17 protein-coding genes are annotated in these 20,396 nt (G+C 65.1%); 3 read left to right on the top strand and 14 right to left on the bottom strand.

From position 1 onward, the window contains the following. Positions 1-9: 9 nt before the first annotated feature. The 9 genes from bioD to NH14_RS14065 form a co-directional block, all read right to left on the bottom strand. On the bottom strand, positions 10-768 hold the full coding sequence (bioD, locus tag NH14_RS14105; protein ID WP_035522304.1) for a dethiobiotin synthase: 759 nt from the start codon (positions 766-768) through the stop codon (positions 10-12). Further along, complete coding sequence (gene bioF, locus NH14_RS14100) at positions 765-1,985, bottom strand: 8-amino-7-oxononanoate synthase (RefSeq protein ID WP_052147821.1); 1,221 nt, start codon at positions 1,983-1,985, stop codon at positions 765-767. The genes bioD and bioF overlap by 4 nt, the downstream gene beginning before the upstream one ends. Then, complete coding sequence (gene bioA, locus NH14_RS14095) at positions 1,985-3,340, bottom strand: adenosylmethionine--8-amino-7-oxononanoate transaminase (RefSeq protein ID WP_035522302.1); 1,356 nt, start codon at positions 3,338-3,340, stop codon at positions 1,985-1,987. Before bioA ends, bioF begins: the two co-directional genes overlap by 1 nt. 363 nt (positions 3,341-3,703) lie before the next feature. Continuing rightward, positions 3,704-5,110, bottom strand: coding sequence for a dienelactone hydrolase family protein (locus NH14_RS14090; RefSeq protein ID WP_035522298.1), 1,407 nt, complete (start codon positions 5,108-5,110; stop codon positions 3,704-3,706). 543 nt (positions 5,111-5,653) lie between these two features. Next, on the bottom strand, positions 5,654-6,106 hold the full coding sequence (locus tag NH14_RS14085; protein ID WP_035522295.1) for a YchJ family protein: 453 nt from the start codon (positions 6,104-6,106) through the stop codon (positions 5,654-5,656). Between the two features lie 134 nt (positions 6,107-6,240). Beyond that, the gene (locus NH14_RS14080) at positions 6,241-6,918 is read right to left on the bottom strand and encodes an SDR family oxidoreductase (protein ID WP_035522292.1); all 678 of its coding nucleotides are present in this window, start codon (positions 6,916-6,918) and stop codon (positions 6,241-6,243) included. 91 nt (positions 6,919-7,009) lie between these two features. Next, positions 7,010-8,203: an acetyl-CoA C-acetyltransferase gene (locus NH14_RS14075; protein ID WP_035522290.1), complete on the bottom strand. Its 1,194-nt coding sequence runs from the start codon at positions 8,201-8,203 to the stop codon at positions 7,010-7,012. Positions 8,204-8,218: 15 nt separating this feature from the next. Continuing rightward, entirely contained in the window at positions 8,219-10,036 is a 1,818-nt protein-coding gene (aceK, locus tag NH14_RS14070) for a bifunctional isocitrate dehydrogenase kinase/phosphatase (protein WP_035522286.1), read from the bottom strand. Between the two features lie 61 nt (positions 10,037-10,097). Then, on the bottom strand, positions 10,098-10,523 hold the full coding sequence (locus NH14_RS14065) for a MerR family transcriptional regulator (RefSeq protein WP_035522283.1): 426 nt from the start codon (positions 10,521-10,523) through the stop codon (positions 10,098-10,100). Positions 10,524-10,753: 230 nt separating this feature from the next. On the opposite strand from NH14_RS14065, the gene NH14_RS14060 reads away from it, so the two are divergent. Then, positions 10,754-11,824 carry an MBL fold metallo-hydrolase gene (locus NH14_RS14060; RefSeq protein WP_035522280.1) on the top strand — a complete coding sequence of 357 codons (1,071 nt, stop codon included), beginning with the start codon at positions 10,754-10,756 and terminating at the stop codon, positions 11,822-11,824. 105 nt (positions 11,825-11,929) lie between these two features. Here the strand turns inward: NH14_RS14060 and lolA are convergent, their stop codons facing one another. Both lolA and NH14_RS14050 read right to left on the bottom strand, forming a co-directional pair. Next, positions 11,930-12,640, bottom strand: a complete 711-nt coding sequence (lolA, locus tag NH14_RS14055; protein WP_035522278.1) for an outer membrane lipoprotein chaperone LolA — start codon at positions 12,638-12,640, stop codon at positions 11,930-11,932. Between the two features lie 52 nt (positions 12,641-12,692). Next, the gene (locus NH14_RS14050) at positions 12,693-15,008 is read right to left on the bottom strand and encodes a DNA translocase FtsK (RefSeq protein WP_035522962.1); all 2,316 of its coding nucleotides are present in this window, start codon (positions 15,006-15,008) and stop codon (positions 12,693-12,695) included. Positions 15,009-15,372: 364 nt separating this feature from the next. Here NH14_RS14050 and trxB point away from each other — a divergent pair, with 364 nt between their 5' ends. Together trxB and NH14_RS14040 are read left to right on the top strand one after the other, a co-directional pair. Beyond that, positions 15,373-16,365 carry a thioredoxin-disulfide reductase gene (gene trxB / locus NH14_RS14045; RefSeq protein ID WP_035522274.1) on the top strand — a complete coding sequence of 331 codons (993 nt, stop codon included), beginning with the start codon at positions 15,373-15,375 and terminating at the stop codon, positions 16,363-16,365. Positions 16,366-16,544: 179 nt separating this feature from the next. Then, the gene (locus tag NH14_RS14040) at positions 16,545-17,318 is read left to right on the top strand and encodes a Smr/MutS family protein (protein WP_035522271.1); all 774 of its coding nucleotides are present in this window, start codon (positions 16,545-16,547) and stop codon (positions 17,316-17,318) included. 91 nt (positions 17,319-17,409) lie between these two features. Here NH14_RS14040 and NH14_RS14035 read toward each other — a convergent pair whose 3' ends face one another. From NH14_RS14035 to NH14_RS14025, 3 genes are read right to left on the bottom strand one after another with little or no spacing between them, the layout of a single operon-like run. Beyond that, positions 17,410-18,528, bottom strand: a complete 1,119-nt coding sequence (locus NH14_RS14035) for an ABC transporter ATP-binding protein (RefSeq protein WP_035522268.1) — start codon at positions 18,526-18,528, stop codon at positions 17,410-17,412. A gap of 31 nt (positions 18,529-18,559) precedes the next feature. Further along, a complete protein-coding gene (locus NH14_RS14030) occupies positions 18,560-19,417 on the bottom strand; it encodes a carbohydrate ABC transporter permease (protein WP_035522266.1) in 858 nt (285 codons plus the stop codon). Beyond that, entirely contained in the window at positions 19,407-20,348 is a 942-nt protein-coding gene (locus tag NH14_RS14025; RefSeq protein WP_035522263.1) for a carbohydrate ABC transporter permease, read from the bottom strand. The genes NH14_RS14030 and NH14_RS14025 overlap by 11 nt, the downstream gene beginning before the upstream one ends. Positions 20,349-20,396: the final 48 nt, after the last annotated feature.

Here is a 20,396-nt window from a genome sequence, read left to right as displayed (position 1 = left end):
CCTTCTTCTTTACAGAGACGATAGGGGTTCGAATGCAGGCGCGAGGGCATCAAGCCGCGCGAGCAACGCGTCGATATTCAGGTGTTCTGCCGCGAGTTCGGCCAAAGCGGCCGCTTGCGCTCCCGACATATGCGGCACGACGCCGATGAGCGGCGCGCCGAACTGCGCGGCCAGGTGCTCCCGCAGCGTGTCGATGTTTTCTTGCGCGAAGGTCATGGCCGGGTCGATGCGGTTCGCGACCCAGCCCGCGATCGTGAGGCCGCGCGCGGCGATCGCCTCGGCAGTGAGAAGCGCATGGCTGATGCAGCCCAGCCGCATGCCCACGACGAGCACCACCGGCAGATTCAGCGCAACCGCGAGATCCGCAGTGTCCTGCGTCGCCGTGAGCGGCACGCGAAAGCCGCCCACGCCCTCCACCACCACGGCGTCCGCGCGCTCGCAGGCCTCGCCGTGGCATTGCACGATGCGCGCCATGTCGAGCGTCACACCTTCTAGCGTAGCGGCAATGTGCGGCGCGGCCGGCTCCTTGAGCAGAAACGGCGTGCGCATTGCCGAAGGAAGCAGCACGCTCGCGGCAGCGTCGAGCTGATCGGCATCTTCGTTGTGCCACACGCCGTCGCGCTCGTATGCCCCCGCAGCGACAGGCTTCATCGCCGCCGCGCGCAGACCCGCTCGCGCAAGGCCGCGCAAGAGCGCGGCGCTCACGAAGGTCTTGCCGATTTCGGTATCGGTCCCGGTGACGAAAAGCGAATACGTTGCAGTGCTCATCGCACACCCTCTTGCGCCTGTTGTTGCGTCTGCTGTTGCGCTTCCAGGCTCGCGCGTTGCAGCGCCGCGTTCAGACGGTCGAGGTCGGCGTCCGAGTGCGCGGCCGAGAGCGAAATGCGCAGCCGCGAAGTGCCAGCGGGCACAGTCGGCGGACGAATCGCCGGCACCCACAAGCCATCGCGTTCGAGCGCGGCTTGCAGCGCGAGCGTGGCCTCGTTGGCGCCGATCACGAGCGGCTGCACGGCAGTGTGCGAATCGACGGGCTGCCAGCAGGTTTCCTTGAGCATCGAGCGCGTGCGCCCGATCAGATGATTCAGATGAACGCGCCGCGCGTCACCCTCCTCGCCCGCGATCAGCTTCAGGCTCGCGGATACCGCGTGCGCAACCGCTGGCGAAGAAGCCGTCGTGAAGATGTACGGACGGGCGCGCTGCACGTGCCACTCGATCACAGTTTCGTGAGCGCAGATGAACGCGCCCGAAACGCCCGCCGCCTTGCCGAGCGTGCCTACCATCACGAGGTTGGGCGAGCGCAGCGCGGCTGCGGCCAGCGCGCCGCGCCCTTGCGGGCCGAGCACGCCAAGCCCGTGTGCGTCGTCGACCACGAGCCAGGCGCCGTGCTTTTCCGCAAGTTCGACCAGACGCGCGAGCGGCGCGACGTCGCCGTCCATGCTGAACACCGTGTCGCTCACGATCACCTTCGTGTGCGCGTCCGACGCTTCGAGCATCGTGCTCAAGGCGTCCATGTCCGCGTGCGGATAGATCTGGATATCGGCACGCGAGAGCCGCGCGCCGTCGATCAGTGAGGCATGGTTGAGCGCATCCGAAAAGATCGTCGCGCCACGGCCCGCAAGCGCGGTGAGCACGGCCAGATTCGCCATGTAGCCGGTGCTGAAGTACAGCGCGCGCGGCGCATCCACGAAGGTGCCCGCGAACGCCGCGAGATCGTCCTCGAGTTGCGCGTGGGCGCGCGAATGGCCGCCCAGCAGATGCGAGCCGCCGCTGCCCGCGCCGTAGCGCTGCGCGCCCTCGGCCAACGCCGCGACGAGTTGCGGATGTGCGGCCAGCCCGAGGTAATCGTTGCTCGCGAAGCCGATGCTCTCGCAGCCATCGACGACCATATGCGCGCTGCACGGCGAATCGATGGTGCGGCGGCGGCGGCGCAAGCCTTGCGCGTCGAGTTCGCGCAGGTTGTGTTCGAGTGTGTGCAGCAAGTGCATCAGAGGTCCTCCGCGACGGTCGCGTCGAATGTCTCGCGCGTGCGCGCGGCGAGGTGCGCTTGCGTTCCGGCGTCGAGAATGTATGGCGGCATCACGTAGACCGTCGTGCCGATCGGGCGCAGCAGCAGTTCGCGCTGCAGCGCGTTTTCGAAGAACCGGCGCGCGAATGTGCGCGCACGCCCTGCGTCTTCGATCGCCACGTCGAACGCGAGGATCGTGCCGCACTGGCGCAGATCGCGCACGAGCGGATGCTGTTCGAGCGGTGCGAATGCCTCGCGCAGTTGTTTCGATTTTTGGGCGTTCGCGGCCAGCACGCCGTCGCGCTCGAAGAGATCGAGCGTTGCGAGCGCCGCGCGGCAGGCGAGCGGATTGCCCGTGTACGAATGCGAATGGAGGAAGCCGCGCGCGGTGTCGTCGTCGTAGAAGGCCGCGTAGATTTCGTCGCGCGAAAGCACGATCGAAAGCGGCAGATAGCCGCCGCTGATGCCCTTCGAGAGCGTGAGCAGATCAGGCCAGATGCCGGCCTGCTCGCATGCGAAAAAGGTGCCCGTGCGCCCGCAGCCCACGGCGATTTCGTCGGCTATCAGATGCACCTGATAGCGGTCGCACAGCGCGCGCAAGCCCTGGAGATACGCGGGATCGTGCATCGCCATGCCCGCCGCGCACTGCACGAGCGGCTCGACGATCAGCGCCGCGATGCGCCCTTCGCGCTCAGCGAACACGCGCTCGACGTCGGCAAGCGCGCGGCGCGCCACGTCGGCGGCGCCCTCGCCTGCGCGCGCCGCGCGCGCGTCAGGCGACGCGACCACGTGCGCGTGAGTCAAAAGCGGATCGTAAGCATCCCTGAAGAGCTTCACATCCGTCACGCCGAGCGCACCGATGGTCTCGCCGTGATAGCTGTTGGCCAGGCACACGAACTCGCGTTTGTCGCTCGCACCCTGATTGCGCCACGCGTGAAAACTCATCTTCAGCGCGATCTCGACCGCCGAGGCACCATCGGAGGCAAAAAATGCATGGCCGAGCGTGCCGCCGGTGAGCGCGCTCAAGCGCTCGGCGAGCTCGACAGCGGGCTCGTGCGTGCAGCCCGCGAGCATCACGTGCTCGAGCGTGTCGAGCTGCGCCTTGAGCGCAGCATTGATCACAGGATTGGCGTGGCCAAACAGATTGACCCACCACGAGCTGATGGCGTCGAGATAGCGCCGGCCTTCATGATCGTAAAGCCAGGGCCCTTCGCCACGTGCGACGGCGACGAGCGGCAAGCGCTCGTGGTGCTTCATCTGGGTGCAAGGATGCCAGACGGCGCGCAGACTGCGCGCGATCCAGGCGTCATTGGCGGGGTAGGAATGCGAGTTCAAATCGGCTCCTGCTGGTGTGTCCTGTTTGTGTCCTGCCAGGCAACGGGCCCGAGATTAACGCGTTCAATTGCGCAATGCACTACCCCCGAAATGGCCCTGAAAGGCCGGCCCGCGTGAGGTTCGGCGCGGTTCGGCGCAGCTGCGCACAGTTCTTTTGCGAAGACCCGAAATGCCCGTAGATGACGACGTCAAAGTGAAGCGCGCTTGTGCAAAAAAATCTGGGCTGCCCGACGAAAAGACGAGCGCGTGCGCTACCGCCAAGCTCGAACACGAAGGCAGGAGCGCAGCAGCGGCGGAGAAACGAAGGGAAAAGATGGAAAAGTGACAGCGCGAATGCGCGCGCCAGCAGTGAATCAGGCGCGCTTAACGGCTCGCGAGCGCGTGTGCGGTATCCGCGTCGGCGGCAACGGCATTGCCGTCGTCGGTATTGTCGTTTTCTGCCGTGGCCGTAGCGTTAGACCACACGACATTGCTGTTGACCGCGTAGAGGCGGCACGGATCCGAGCTGTGCTTCTGGCAGTTCGCAATGGCGACCGCCATCGGATTGTCGCCGCCCTCGGCCCACGACCAGGCACCCGAATCGGACACCGCAAAGGCACGGCTCGGGTACTGCTTGAGGAAGTTGCGATAGCCGTCACGGCCCGCCTGATCGAGGAACGGCACGGCGCTCACTGAATCGATCGATGCGTAGCCCGTGGCGCGCGGCGCGGTTTGCGTCGCTACGCGATATTCCACAGCCGTGGGCATGCCCTGGTTCGCCAGGAACGCCTCGACCTTGGGCCACCAGACCTGCACGCCGTCGCGGTCGCCCACGAGACGATGTGCATCATTCTTGTACGAACCGAAATCGACGAGCTGCGCGCCAGCACCCGGATGCGCCTCACCCAGTTGCGCGGTGCGAAACGCCGCGAACATCCGCGTGACGAGATCGGACGTCCATACCGAATCGTTGTCGCCGTAGAGCCAGAGCGAGGCCACGCGGGCCTTCGCGCCGTAATCGCCGAAGGCTTCGGTCAGGTTGTTCTGCCAGCCCGTGCAGGCATCCTGGCGCAGGCCGCCCGAGAAGTTGATGAGCGCGCGCACGCCGTGCGCGGCTTCGGTGCCGTAGGCCATGGTCGCGAGGCCACCATGCGAAGTGCCGGCGACGACGATATGGCTCGCGTCCACGTAAGGCTGCTTCGTCATGTAGTCGACCGTGGTGGCCACGTCGGCAGCCTGGCCCATGCCGTTGCTCGCGACGTCGCAGCCGTCTTGCTGATAGTCGCCGCCCGAGCCGGCGAAGCCCCGGCGATTCGGCGCGACGACCACGTAGCCGCGGCGCACGAATTCGCGCGCGAACGACATCGGGTCGCTGCGCGGCTGCATGCGCGGGTCGCCCTGAATCTTGCCGTGGTTGAACACAACCATCGGAAACGGGCCAGGACCATCGGGACGGTAGACCGTGGTTTCGAGCGTAACGCTCGGGTCGCCGGCCACGGGAATGCGAATGATCTGCTGATTCATGTCGGCGCGCACGACGGGCAGATACGTGTCACCGAACGCGATGCGCGGCACGTTCGCGCTGCCGAGCGGGCCGTTGGCGAACGGCGCGGCCGCATTTTGCGAGGCATCGCGATGGGCGTTCGAATGCGCGGCGGATGAAGTCGAGATGGATGCGGCCTGGACGCCAGCCGTTACAGCCGGGTCGGAAAGCGACGCAGCATGAGCAACCGACAGCACGCACGCCGTGCCGACCATCGCCCATCCGGTAAGAAGCTTCCTGAACGCCATGCGCAACACTCGCCTGCGAAAAAACCGCTGTCAATCTGCGTACCGAACTACTGCGCGAACCACTGCGCGGACGTCCCCAGCCCTCAGCGGGCACAACAGCACACGGCGCGCCTGGCCGGGGGCCTGGCGTGGTCGCAACCAATGCTGCGGGGGAGAACACGGATCGGAACACCTGTGCGGCGCCGATCTGCAAACTTTCAGATCCGCCGCCAGCACCCGTCTTGTGATCGCCGCGAGCAATGTCTTTTCAACACCTGCTTACGTGGCGTGACGAGCACCGTGATTGCATCGTCGCACGACAATTATTTGTTGCGCAATTCAGGGGTAACCCGGCATAAGGCGTGCCAACGAAGGACCCGTTCCGCGTATACCTTGACGCACGGCGCATAGCGGGATTTCGGGGCGGTCGTGGGTCGTGGCGAGATAATGATTATTCGCGGTGCGATATGTCGCATGACGCTAACGGCCCCGTTTTTCTGTATTAAGTGCTTGTTTGCAAAGGCGTTGTTTTAGCCGTCGCAGCAGCGGCGCAGGGACCCGCCCTCAGCCTTCGAGGATGTCGCCGTCGACGTAGCGCCAGCGGCCGTCGTCGCCGCGCGTGAAGCGGCTCAGTTCGTGCAGACGAAAGGCGCGCCCGCCGCTCTTGTGGCGCGCGACGAACTCGACCCGCGCATGCGTTTCGTCAATGGGCTCGTGGCGCTTGACGGCAAGTCCGAGCCAGCGCGGCGCGCCGGGTGTGTCGGGATCGACGTCGAGATCGGCAGGACAGGTCTCGGCGGCCCAGGTCGCGCGCAGGTAGCCGGCTTCGCCGAGCACATAAGCCGTGTAGCGTGAGCGCATCAGTTCGAGCGCCGTGGCGGGCAGCGCGCCGCCGTCGATAAAGCGGCCGCAGCAATCGGCGAAGCGCGGCGGTTTGGCGCCCGATTTCAGATTGGGCGCAGCGCCGCCGCAGGGACATTCGAGCGGGCGCTTCGCGCGTGTGGATTCAGCAGACATCAAGTATCGATTCCTCTCGCGCACTTCGTGCGCTTTCAGCAGAACAAATTAACAAGGGCCGCTCGCGCCAGCGTTGCGGCCCCTGCATGCAATGGCTGCGCGATTATTGCGCGAATGCTGCGTGAATCGGACGCTCACCAGTCGAGCTCGGTCCCGTCGTACTGGAAAAAGCGCCCGTTGAAGACCTCGCGAGCCGCAGCGGCTTCGGCCACCACTTCGCGCATGCCGGCAACGCTCGCTGCCACGTCGATGGCCGCGTGCGCACCGCCCATCTCGGTACGCACCCAGCCCGGATGCAGCGCGATGCAGGTCGCGCGGCGCGTCTCGAGCGAGGCGATCTTGATGACGTCGTTCAACGCGGCCTTGCTTGCGCGATAGAGCCAGCCTGTCGTGCCGGTTGTCTGCGTGATGCTGCCCATGCGGCTCGACAGCACGCCGAGCACGCCGAACGCCGCGTCGACAAGCGGCAGCAGAATCGGAATAAGCTGCATCGGGCCGCGCACGTTGGTGTTCATCACGTACTCGAAGTCTTCTGCGCTGATGGCTTCGACGCCCTCGGTGCGCGGGCCGTAGACACCGGAAACGATGAGCGCCACATTAAGCCGCTCGCCCTCGAGCTTCGCGCCAAGCGCGGCAATGTCCTCGGGCCGCGCGATGTCGAGCGCGAACGCCTGCGCGCCCAGCGCGTTGAGCGCCGCGCGCGCTTCCTCGGAGCGCGCCGTGGCCAGCACGCGCCAGCCGGCCTTCGCGTACTGGCGCGCGAACTCGAGGCCGAGGCCTCGCGACGCGCCCACAATCAACGCTGTTTTCATGTCGCCACCTTTTCTGGGTGCCGCGGCCCTGCAGCGCCGCGTGCCAGTGATGGGAAGCGCCGCTCCCGTGCGGCGCCTGTCACTCACAAGCCTACATGAGTTCGACGCCCATTGCGGTCGCCTCGCCACCGCCTATGCACAGGGTCGCCACGCCGCGCTTCAGACCGCGTGCGCGCAGCGCGCCGATCAAGGTGACGAGAATGCGCGCGCCCGATGCGCCGATCGGATGGCCCAGCGCGCAAGCGCCACCGTTCACGTTGACCTTCTCGTGCGGCAGATCGTGCTCCTTCATCGCGGCCATGGTGACCACGGCGAACGCCTCGTTGATCTCGTAGAGATCGACGTCGGCCGCCTTCCAGCCGGTCTTCTCAAAGAGCTTCGCGATTGCCCCCACCGGCGCGGTCGTGAACTTCGCGGGCTGCTGCGCGAACGTCGAATGGCCCGTCACGCGCGCGAGCGGCTGGGCGCCGAGGCGCTTCGCCGTGGACTCGCGCATCATCACGAGCGCCGCCGCGCCGTCCGAGATCGACGAGGAATTCGCCGCCGTCACCGTGCCGGTCTTGCTGAAGGCGGGCTTGAGCGTCGGGATCTTGTCGAGGTTGGCCTTGAACGGCTGCTCGTCGCGCTCGATCGTGGCCTCGCCCGCACGCGTGGCCACCTTGACCGGCGCGATCTCCCAGGCGAACGAGCCGTCCTCGTTGGCGCGCTTCGCGCGCTTGAGCGACTCGATTGCAAAGGCGTCCTGGCTCTCGCGCGAGAAGGCGAATTCGCCCGCGCACTCCTCCGCGAAGGTGCCCATGAGGCGGCCCTTGTCGTAGGCGTCTTCGAGTCCGTCGAGGAACATGTGGTCGAGCACCTGGCCATGCCCCATGCGCATGCCCGCGCGCGCCTTGGGCAGCAGATACGGCGCGTTCGACATGCTCTCCATACCGCCCGCGACGATCACCTCCGCCGAACCCGCCAGCAGCATGTCATGCGCGAACATCGCCGCGCGCATGCCCGAGCCGCACATCTTGTTCACCGTGGTCGCGCCGGCCGCGAGCGGCAGGCCCGCACCAAGCGCCGCCTGGCGCGCGGGCGCCTGGCCCTGGCCCGCGGGCAGCACGCAGCCCATCACCACCTCGTCGATCTGCTCGGGCTTCAGGCCCGAGCGTTCGAGCGCGGCCGCGATCGCCGCCGCGCCCAGTTGCGGCGCGGTCAATGCGGCGAAGTCGCCCTGAAAGCCCGCCATCGGCGTGCGCGCCGCTGCCACGATCACCACCGGATCCATCTGCGTCTCACTCATGTTCTCTCTCCTTTTTCAATCAATCGACGATGCGAAATTCGAGTCTGTGCGTTGTTCACGCGGCGCGAAGCGCTCGGGGTAGCGCGCACGAAAGCGCACCGCCGCGTCATACGGCAGGCAGTCGGGCACCTCGCCCGCCAGCAGGCGCGCCTGGCTCTGCTGCCATAGCGCGGGGTCGAAGAAGTCCGCGTGATGCTCGAGAAAATAGCGCCGCACGCGCGTATCGCCAAGCAGGAAGGTGCGGTACGTCTCTGGAAAAATATCGCGCGGACCGACTCCGTACCACGGCTCGCTCGATAGTTCGTCTTCCTCATGAACTGGCGCGGGCACCGCGCGCACGTTGCACTCGGTCAGATATTCGATTTCATCGTAGTCGTAGAACACCACGCGGCCGTGGCGCGTCACGCCGAAATTCTTGTAGAGCATGTCGCCCGGAAAGATATTCGCGCGCATCAGGTCCTTCACCGCGTTGCCGTATTCGCGGATACCGTGCTCGACCTCTTCGTCGCTGCCGTTTTGCAGCCAGATGTTGAGCGGCACCATGCGGCGCTCGATGTAGAGGTGGCGAATCACGAGATTGTCGCCCTCGTACTCGATCATCGAAGGCGCAAGCGTTTCGAGTTCGCGTACCAGCGCCTCGGAAAGGCGCGCAACGGGCAGCGCGACGCTCGAATATTCGAGCGTATCGGCCAGACGCCCGAGGCGGTCGTGGCGCTTCACGAGCTGATACTTCGCCTCCACTTGCTCGCGCGTGGTCTCCTTCGGTGCGGGAAAACTGTCCTTGATCACCTTGAACACGTACGGAAACGACGGCAGCGTGAACACGATCATCACCATGCCGCGAATGCCCGGCGCGGCCACGAACTGATCGCTCGAATGCTTGAGGTGATGCAGCAGATCGCGATAGAACAAATTCTTGCCCTGCTTCTGCAGCCCGAGCGACGTGTAGATCTCGCCCTTCGCCTTGCGCGGCATGATCGTGCGCAGGAACTCCACGTAGGCGGACGGCACTTCCATGTCCACGAGGAAATACGAGTGCGAGAAGCTGAACATGATCAACAGCTGATCGGTGCGCAGCAGCACGGTGTCGAGCACGAGCTCGCCGCCTGGCGTGTGACGGATCGGCACCACGAACGGCGCCAACAGATCGCCGTTGATGATGCGCCCGACGATATACGCCGACTTGTTGCGAAAGAACAGCGAAGCGAGCGTATGAATCTGGAAGTTGGGCTTGGGCTCGACCACACCGAAGGTGTCGAGCATCGCGCGCATCACGCAGTCCACGTCGCGCGCGAGATCTTCGAACGGCGTTTCGAGCTGAAAATTCGTGACGATGCGCGCGAGCGTGGCCGCCAGCCCGTCCTTGGCCGGGTAATACGCGCGATAAGTGGGCTTGGCCGCGGGCTCGTCGTTCTCGATGTATTCGGTCGAGATCGCGGGCCGCACAAAAATAAAATCGTTGTTGAAGTACGAGCGATGCAGGATCTTGCAACACACCGAGTTGAAGAAGGTCTCGGCGCACTCGGGCTGTCGGTGCGTCGTCAGCAGGCCGATGTAGTGGAGCTTGATCTGCTCCCAGACCTCGTCGTCGATGCTTTCGGCGTCGTATTCGTCTTCGAGCGCCAGCACGCACTCGCGCACGCGCTCGTCATAAGAGGCAATGCGCTCGCGCGCGAGTTGCTGCAGGCCGCGCCAGTCGCGCGCCTCGAAGCATTCGCGCGCCCGCGCGGCCACCGCGCAGAAGTTGCGGTAATGATGGTCGAAGCCTTCGAGCATCGTCTGCGCAACGTCGAAGCCGATCTGCGACGAAAGCAGTTTCGGGAAATGTCTCATGACGCAGTCACCTCGGCTCGGCGGCGCAATGCAGGGACGGAGGAAGAAGAGCCGGCGCCGGCTACTGATCGTCGTCGAACGTGAGCGGCGCGACCCGCTCGCCGGCCCCGTTCTTCGCGAGCAGCGCGCGCGCCTGCGACTCGTACTGCGCGAGGTCTTCGAGCGTGGCGTCGAGGTCGGCGCGCTGGCGCTCCAGGATCTCGCGGTGGCGCACGACGGTGTCGAGGAACGCCTGGAGCTGCGGCTGCGTATCGGTGGGCGAGTCGTAAAGATCGAGCAGCGCGCGGATCTCGTTGAGCGTGAAGCCAAGGCGCTTGCCGCGCAGCGTGAGCTTCAGCCGCGTACGGTCGCGCCCCGAAAACACGCGCTTGAGTCCGCTCGCGCCTTCGCGGCTCGGCGCGAGCAGGCCCTGATCCTCGTAGAAACGGATCGCTCGTGGCGTCACGTCGAATTCGCGGGCGAGCTCGGTAATCGTGTACTGGGTCATGTGGGAAAAGCTTGCGTCGCGCGGGCCGGGTTCGGCCAGCCGAAGGGGCTATCGTTGGAATCGACGTTTACGTTATCGTCAACTCAAGGGTTGCGCAACCGTCGGCTTGTTCCGCATATCGGAACACTCTCCCGGCTCCCCTGCAGGAATAGCGCAATGCAGCGACAATGAGGCCAAGCGGCGGCGCCAGCCGCCCACAGCCCACATAACGACGCGAGACGACTCCCCCAATGAACGCCCTCGAACACCAGCTCGACTATCCTTTCGCCGACACCTTGCCCGAGCCCGGCCTCGCCTTCGAAGTCGCGCCCGGCGTGAAATGGCTGCGCATGCCGCTGCCCTTCGTGCTCGATCACATCAACCTCTGGCTGCTGCGCGACGAGATCGACGGCCAGCAAGGCTGGACCGTGGTGGACTGCGGCATCACCGACGATACGATCAAGGCGCGCTGGGAGCAGGTGTTCGAAACCCAGCTAGAAGGCCTGCCGGTGCTGCGCGTGCTCGTCACGCACTGCCATCCGGACCATATCGGCCTTGCGCACTGGATCTGCGCGGGCGGCGAGAAGAAGCGCTGGGACGTGCGCCTGTGGACGACGCTCGGCGAATACATGAGCGCGTGCGTGCTGGCCTCGGGCAACGGCTCGAACGCGGGCGGCGAAGGCGCGGCGCGCCACTTCGCGCGTCACGGCGTCAGCGACGAAGCCTCGCTCGAGCAACTGCGCAACCGCCGCAATTACTACTCCAACCTCGTGCCCGCGCTACCGGGGCAATACCGCCGCCTGCGCGAGGCCGACACGGTCGCGATCGGCGGCCGCGACTGGCGCGTCGTCACGGGTTACGGCCACTCGCCCGAACATTGCGCGCTGCTGTGTGAATCGCTCGGCGTACTGATCTCGGGCGACATGGTGCTGCCGCGCATCTCGACCAACGTATCGGTGTTCGACATGGAGCCGGAAGGCGACCCGCTTGGCCTCTACCTCGAATCGCTCGGGCGCTACGAAGCCATGGCCGAGGACACGCTCGTGCTGCCCTCGCACGGCAAGCCGTTTCGCGGCGTGCGCACGCGCATCGGCCAATTGCGCGCGCACCACGACGCGCGGCTCGCCGAAGTCATGGAAGCCTGCGCGCACACGCCGCAAAGCGCCGCCGACATCGTGCCGCTCATGTTCAAGCGCGCGCTCGACATGCATCAGCTGACGTTCGCGATGGGCGAAGCGCTCGCGCATCTGCATCTGCTGTGGTTCGCGGGCAAGCTCAAGCGCACGATCGACGAGAAAGGCGTGGTGCGCTTCTCGGTTTGATCGCATCGGCCTGATTGCGTCCAGCCGATAACAAAAGGGGGCGGCTCAATCGAGCCGCCCCCTCTTCTTTGCCACATCAGATCACGTCATATCGCGCCGCTAGCATCAGTTCCCGCCGCCCGTGATCAAGTCTGCGCCCTTGGGCCGCACGAACTTGAAAGCCGATGCCGGCAGCGACGGATTCTTCTCGATGTTGGAGAACGTGAGCAGTGTCACGTTGCCGAACACATCGTGCAGCTCCATTGCTTCGAGGTTGCCGTCGCGAAAGCCAATGCCCACGCTCTTGAACTGCGTGTCCTTTGATTTCGGTACCAGTTGCAGCCAATCGATGCCGTTCTTCACGCCCGCGTCGGAGAGCGTGAAGTTCTTCTCCAGATCGTTGCTGCCGAAAAGGATGGCCGCCGGGCTCGCGCCGAGCGCGCCGCCGAGCTTGCGCTCGGTGACCTGGTTCAGGTCCTTGTCGTAGACATAGAGATTGTCGCCATCGGATTGCAGCAGTTGCTGATACGGCTTCTCGTAGGTCCAGATGAACTTGCCGGGACGCGAGAACACGAACGTGCCGCTCGACGTCTTGGCGTTCGCCGTGGCCGTGGCGATGGCGTCGCTCGCGTTCTTGGCGTTGGTGGGCGTCTTGAGTTCGCGCTGCACGAAGTTGCCGCGCGCGGCGTGCACCTGCGAGACGAACTGCTTCAGTTGATCGGTGCCGCTCGCCCAGGCGTGCGACGCCATCACGAGCGACGCGCCAAGCGCGACAAGGATTGCGCGGCCCGCGCGGCCCAGCGTCAAACGGGTCTGTTGTCCAACCGGAAACTGCATCTGTCGTTCTCCAAAAACACCATGTGTGCCCGCGCCGGAGTCCGGCGCAGACTCAATCGACCTCGCGCGTGGGCGCGAGAATCTCGCGGTTGCCGCTCGAAGACATCGCCGAAACGAGCCCCGATTGCTCCATCTGTTCGAGCAGGCGCGCCGCGCGGTTATAGCCGATGCGCAGATGCCGCTGCACGAGCGAGATCGACGCGCGCCGGTTCTTGATGACCACTTCGACGGCCTGGTCGTAGAGCGGATCGGATTCGTCGCCGGTGCCGGAAGCGCTAGCCGAGCCTTCGTCGCCGTCGCCCGCCGTGCCGCCTTCGAGAATGCCTTCGATATAGTTCGGCTCGCCCTGCTCCTTGAGCTTGTCGACGACGCGGTGCACTTCGTCGTCGGCCACGAACGCGCCGTGCACGCGCACGGGCAGCCCCGTGCCGGGCGGCAGATAGAGCATGTCGCCCATGCCGAGCAGCGACTCGGCGCCCATCTGGTCGAGAATCGTGCGCGAGTCGATCTTCGACGACACCTGGAACGCGATGCGCGTGGGCACGTTGGCCTTGATGAGGCCGGTGATCACGTCCACCGAAGGCCGCTGCGTCGCGAGAATCAGGTGGATGCCGGCGGCGCGCGCCTTTTGCGCGATACGCGCGATCAGCTCTTCGACCTTCTTGCCGACCACCATCATGAGGTCGGCCAGTTCGTCGATCACCACGACGATGTGCGGCAGCTTTTGCAGCGGCTCCGGATCATCGGGCGTGAGGCTGAACGGATTCGGAATCTTTTCCTCGCGCTTGTTCGCCTCTTCGATCTTGTTGTTGTAGCCCGCCAGATTGCGCACGCCGAGCTTGCTCATGAGCTTGTAGCGGCGCTCCATTTCGGCGACGGTCCAGTTCAGCGCGTTGCCGGCCTGGCGCATGTCGGTCACGACTGGACACAGCAGATGCGGAATGCCCTCGTAGACGCTCATTTCGAGCATCTTCGGGTCGATCAGGATCATGCGCACCTGCTCGGCGCTCGCCTTGTAGAGCAGCGAGAGGATCATCGCATTGATGCCCACCGACTTGCCCGAGCCGGTCGTGCCGGCCACGAGCAGGTGCGGCATCTTCGCGAGGTCGGCGCAAACCGGCTTGCCGCTGATGTCCTTGCCGAGGCCCATCGTGAGCGCCGAAGGCGCGTCCGCATAAACGGCAGAGCCGAGAATTTCGGACAGACGCACGGTCTGGCGGCGCTGGTTCGGCAACTCGAGCGCCATGTAGTTCTTGCCCGGAATCGTCTCCACCACGCGGATCGAAACCAGCGAGAGCGAGCGCGCGAGGTCCTTCGCGAGGCCCACGATCTGGCTGCCCTTCACGCCGGTGGCGGGCTCGATCTCGTAGCGCGTGACAACCGGCCCCGGATACGCGGCCACCACGGCCACGTCCACGCCGAAGTCCTTGAGCTTCTTCTCGATCAGGCGCGAGGTGAACTCGAGCGTATCGTCGGAAATCGTTTCCTGGGTCTTGGGCGCGGGGTCGAGCAGCGAGATCGGCGGCAAGGTGGAGTCGCCCGGCAGATCGGTGAAGAGCGGCACCTGACGCTCCTTCTCCACGCGCTCGGAGCGCTGCGGCGTGACCACCGGCGGCACGATCGTCACCGGCTCGTGCTCCTCGATCTTCACGCGGCCGCGCTCGACCTTGCCTTCGCGCTTGACCGCGGCGGCCTCGCCTAGCTTGCGGTCGCGGCCCGCTTCGCGGCGCAGTCGCGCCATGGTCACCGCGTTGATGATCGACTCGCCCACCCGCTCGGACACGCTTAGCCACGAAAAACGGAAATACAGCGACAAACCAATCGCGAGCGCCAACAGCAGCGCGAGCGTGCCGCCCGTGAAGCCCAGCGCGCTCGACACGCCGCGCGCCACGGCCTCGCCCACCACGCCGCCCGGCGCGCGCGGCAACTGCACCTTGAGCGACCACATGCGCAGCGCCTCGATGCCATCGCAAGCGAGCACCACGAGCACAAACGCGAAGCCTTCAGCGATCCAGCCATGGTCGCGCGGCTTTTCTTCGTCGTCTTCGGGGAGCGCTTCATGGCGCGTGATGCGCTGGTAATTCTTCGAGATGTGGCGCGCGAGCAGCACGACCCACCAATAGGCGGACAGGCCGAACAGCAGCAGCAGGATGTCCGAGGTCCATGCGCCGACGCGCCCCGCCCAGTTCGAAATGTGGTCGACTTGGGCGGCGTGGGTCCAGCTCGGGTCGCGGCGGCTGTAGCTGATGAGCGCCATCAGCAGGAATACGCCGAGCGCGACCTGCAGGATCCAGCGGATTTCGGTGAAAAGACGCGACATGCGGTTAGGCAATGCCTGCGCCTGCGCGGAAAAGGGAGCTTTGGCCATTGAATCCTGGTGATTCTTGATGCTTGCGCGGTCCGGGCGCACTGCCGGGGGCTCCGGCAGACCGGCGCGGCCGCCGACGTCTGATCGGGCCTATTGTAAACGCGTTGTTTAGACCCCGGCTGCCTCAACGCTGTAAATGAGGGTAACTGGCAACGGCGCCGCCGGGGCCGCACGCAGGCTATAGCGCCGATGAAAAACCCCGATGGAGCGGCGAACGCCCCCGGCCTTTATAATTGCGGGCTGATGCCCAACTACCTGCGTGTGCCCCGCCGCACTTGCCGGCGGCCGCCTGGGATTCAGATGACTGAGCCAGACCACCGGCTCAGGAACCCGCGCCACGCAGCGCCTTCTACGGAATTCGATCATGTCCGCAACCAAACACGCCAAAGTCCTGATTCTCGGTTCCGGCCCCGCCGGCTACACGGCAGCCGTCTATGCGGCGCGCGCGAACCTTTCGCCGCTGCTCGTCACCGGCCTTGCCCAGGGCGGCCAGCTCATGACCACGACCGACGTGGAAAACTGGCCAGCCGATCCGAACGGCGTGCAAGGCCCGGAACTGATGCAGCGTTTTCTCGAGCATGCCGAGCGCTTCAACACGGAAATCGTGTTCGATCACATTCACACGGCCAAGCTCGATGAAAAGCCCATCCGCCTGATCGGCGACTCGGGCGAGTACACCTGCGATTCGCTGATCATCGCGACCGGCGCGTCGGCGCAATACCTCGGCCTGCCGAGCGAAGAGCTCTTCATGGGCCGCGGCGTCTCCGCCTGCGCGACCTGCGACGGCTTCTTCTACCGCAACCAGCACGTCGCCGTGATCGGCGGCGGCAACACGGCGGTCGAGGAAGCGCTCTATCTCGCCGGCATCGCGAAGAAGGTCACGGTCATCCACCGCCGCGACAAATTCCGCGCCGAGCCGATCCTGATCGACCGCCTGCTGGAGAAGGAGAAGGAAGGCGTGGTCGAGATCAAGTGGGATCACGTGCTCGACGAAGTCAAGGGCAACGAGGGCGGCGTGAACGGCCTGCGCATCAAGAACACGAAGACGGGCGTTACCACCGACCTCGACCTCCAGGGCGTGTTCGTGGCGATCGGCCACAAGCCGAACACCGACATCTTCGAAGGCCAGCTGGAGATGAAGAACGGCTACATCATCACGAACGGCGGCCTGAACGGCAACGCCACGGGCACGAGCGTGCCAGGCGTGTTCGCGGCCGGCGACGTGCAGGATCACGTCTATCGTCAGGCCATCACGAGCGCCGGCACGGGCTGCATGGCCGCGCTCGACGCGCAGCGCTATCTGGAAACTGTCAGCGAGATCGGGGCGCACGTGATGAGCGCCGAAGCCGAGCGCTGATCGACCCGCGCGAGCCGTTAAGATAGCGCCTGCGAACCAGACGGCGCACTGAAAGAGGGCCGCGGCCAGCCAGCCGGCGGCCCTTTTGCTTTCACAGCGTTTTTTTGCTTTCTTTTTGCAGCGTTTTTCGCGTGCCGCGCTGACCGCACACCACCGAGATTTATCCAGCGTCTTTAGCCATGCCCAAGAACGTGCCCCATCCGGGCGAGCCCAAACGCCCTGCCCCCGCGCGCCCTGCCGCGCCGAGCGTCGCGCCCGGGCCCGCCCCCGAACCCGGCAAGACCGTCACGGGCTTCGCCGGCCTCGGCAGCCTGCGCGAAGCGCTCAAGACGCAAACGCGCCAGCGTGAGAGCGAACGCGCGGCCGCCAAAGCGGCGCGCGTGGAAGCCGCTGCCGACAGCGACCTGTTCCGCCGCGAAATCGGCCAGGTCGCGCCGCTCAAGCAACTGCCGCGCGCCCAGCCGCGCCGTGAAGCCCCCGTGCCGCTGCCGCTGCAAACCCGGCTCGACGAGCAGGCGGTCCTGCACGAAGCGATCTCCGACGACTTCGACCCCGAAGCCCTGCTCGACACCGACGACTCGCTCTATTACCACCGCCCCGGCGTGAGCGAGGAAGTCGTCAAGAAGCTGCGGCGCGGCGCGTGGATCGTGCAGGCGCAGCTCGACTTGCACGGCATGCGCCGCGAGGAAGCGCGCGAGGCGCTGCAAACCTTCATCCGCGAGGCCGGCAAGCGCGGGCTGCGCTGCGTACGCGTGATTCACGGCAAGGGGCTCGGCTCCGTGGGCAAGGAGCCCGTGCTCAAGGGCAAAGTGCGCGCGTGGCTCGTGCAGAAGGAAGAAGTGATCGCATTTTGCCAGGCGCGCCCGCATGACGGCGGCGCGGGCGCGGTGCTCGTGCTGTTGCAGCCGCATGCGCACGGGCATGGACAGCATTACTCGCACCACGCACGCTGAGCGAGGCCTTCAGTAAAAAACCCCGTCGCTGCTTCACGCAGCGGCGGGGTTTTTATCGCTTGACGCACCAGGAAAGCCTGGCACGCCACACTCAAGCGATGCGCTCTTCCGTCTTCGGATCGAACAGCACCGCCTTCGATACGTCGAACAGCAGCTCCATGTTATTGAGCGGCTGCGGGTTCGCGCCCGGGTGCACGCGGCTCACGATACGCTTGCCGTTGACCTGCGCGAACACGAGCGTGTCCGGGCCGGTCGGCTCGATCACGTCGACCTTCACCGTGTGGCGTTGCAGTTCGTGGCCGTGGCCGTCGTGCGAGCTGCGCGCGTCGGTGATGCGCTCCGGGCGCAGGCCCAGTACCACTTCCTGGCCGACGCGGCCGCGCAGCTTGTTGGCCTCGAACGGCAGGTTCAGCACGTTGCGCGCGACGCCCGTGTCGAGCTCGATACCGATGCCCGAGCCCTGCTCCACCAGCTTGCCATTGATGAAGTTCATCGGCGGCGCGCCAATGAAGCCCGCCACGAAGAGATTCGACGGCGAATCGTAAATCTCCTGCGGCGCGCCGAACTGCTGCACGATGCCGTCCTTCATCACGGCGATGCGGTCGCCGAGCGTCATCGCCTCGATCTGGTCGTGCGTCACGTAGACAATCGTCTTGCCCACGCGCTGGTGCAGCAGCTTGATTTCCGAACGCATCTCGATGCGCAGCTTCGCGTCGAGGTTCGAGAGCGGTTCGTCGAACAGGAACATGATCGGGTCGCGTGCGAGCGCGCGGCCCATCGCGACGCGCTGGCGCTGGCCGCCCGAAAGCTGGCCGGGCTTGCGGTCGAGCAGATGCTGGATCTGCAGCATGCTCGACACGCGGTCGACGATCTGCGTCTGCTCGGCCTTCGGAACCTTGCGGATGTTCAGGCCGAACGAGATGTTCTCGCGCACCGTCATCGACGGATAGAGCGCGTACGACTGGAACACCATCGCGATGTCGCGATCCTTCGGCGAGAGGTTGTTCACCACCTTGCCGTCCATCATGATCTCGCCCTTGGTCACGGTTTCGAGACCCGCGATCATGTTGAGCAGCGTCGACTTCCCGCAGCCCGAGCCGCCGACCAGAATCAGGAACTGGCCGTCTTCGATGTCGATGTTCACGCCCTTGAGGACCGGCACCCCGTTCGGGTAGGTCTTGTATACGTCGCGAATGGAAAGGCTTGCCATGCTATGAATTCCTTTAATCGAATAGAGCTTGTTAGCCCTTCACCGCGCCCGCCGTGAGACCGCGCACGAAGTAGCGGCCGGCGATCACGTAGACGAGCAGCGTGGGCAGCGCGGCGATGATCGCGCCGGCCATGTCGACGTTGTATTCCTTCACGCCCGTGGAGGTGTTCACGAGATTGTTCAGCGCCACCGTGATCGGCATCGAATCGACGCCCGAGAACACGATACCGAACAGGAAGTCATTCCAGATCTGCGTGAATTGCCAGATCAGGCACACCATGAAAATCGGCAGCGAGATCGGCAGCATGATGCGCGTGAAGATCATGAAGAAACCGGCGCCGTCGATGCGCGCGGCCTTCACGAGTTCCGCCGGCACGCTCACGTAGAAGTTGCGGAAGAACATCGTCGTGAACGCGATGCCGTACACCACGTGCACCAGCACCAGCCCGCCGATCGTGTTCGAGAGGCCGAAGAAGCCTTCGAGACGCGCCATCGGCAAGAGGATCGCCTGGAACGGGATGAAGCAGCCCACCAGCAGCATCGTGAACAGCGCATCGGCGCCGCGAAAGCGCCAGTGCGTGAGCACGTAGCCATTGAACGCGCCGATGATCGACGAGATCAGCACGGCCGGGATCACCATCTTCACCGAATTCATGAAGAACGGCTGCATGCCGTCGCAGCGCACGCCGGTGCAGGCATGCGCCCACGCTTTCACCCAGGGCTCGAAGCTCGGGCTCGCGGGCAGCGTGAGCATGTTGCCCGTGTGAAGCTCGTCGAGCGTCTTGAACGACGTCGACAGCATCACGTAGAGCGGGAACAGGAAGTACAGGGCAAACAGGATCAGCGCCGCATAGACGAACACGCGGCTCACCTTCATCTTAGGCTGCATTGCGCGTGCTCCTCGATTCCAGGTACATGAGCGGCACGAGCACGGCCACCACCGTCGCAAGCATCATCATCGACGAAGCTGCGCCGACACCAAGCTGCCCGCGGTTGAACGAAAACGTGTACATGAAGATGGCCGGCAGCGACGACGACGTGCCGGGGCCACCTGCGGTGAGCGCGACGACGAGGTCGAAGGTCTTGATCGTGATGTGGCACAGGATCAGCAGCACGGAGAAAAACACCGGACGCATACTCGGAATCACGATCTTGCGGTAGATCGTGGGCAGCGTCGCGCCGTCCACCTGGGCGGCCTTGAAGATTTCGCTGTCGACGCCGCGCAGGCCCGCGAGGAACAGCGCCATGCAAAAGCCCGTGGACTGCCAGACGGCGGCGACCACGATACAGAAAATCGCCTTGTCCGGGTCGTTGAGCCAGTCAAGCTGGAAGCTCGTCCAGCCCCAGTCGTGCAGCACCTGCTGAATGCCGAGATTGGGGTTGAAGATCCACTGCCACGCCGTGCCCGTGACGATGTACGAGAGCGCCATCGGATAGAGAAACACCGCGCGCAACGCGCCTTCCTGGCGAATCTGCTGGTCGAGCAGGATCGCGAGGAACAGCCCGAGCGCCACGCAGACGGCGATGAACGGAATGCCGAACCACGCGAGATTCTGCGCCGAGGTCCACCAGACATCGTTGCTGAAGAGCTCGCTATAGCGGTCGAAGCCCGCGAACTCGTAGCGCGGCATCAGTCGCGAATTCGACAGCGACAGGTAGCCGGTGATGATGATGAAGCCGTAGACAAACACGAGGCTGATCAGAATGCTGGGCGAAAGCACCAGCTTCGGAATCCAGCGGTCTGCGAGCGCCGCCATGGGCGACGCGCGGCCTGTGGCTGGCGTGGCCGCCTTGCCGTTGCCGCTAAGAGAAGCAGTCACTGCGCAACTCCTGGTACGTTGCGGAACATTACGGACTCCGCACGATAA

It is taken from the genome of Paraburkholderia sacchari (assembly GCF_000785435.2).
In the GTDB taxonomy this organism is placed as follows: Bacteria; Pseudomonadota; Gammaproteobacteria; order Burkholderiales; family Burkholderiaceae; genus Paraburkholderia; species Paraburkholderia sacchari.
Note: the sequence above shows the minus strand (reverse complement) of the source record. Positions and strands in the feature narration are given on the sequence as shown.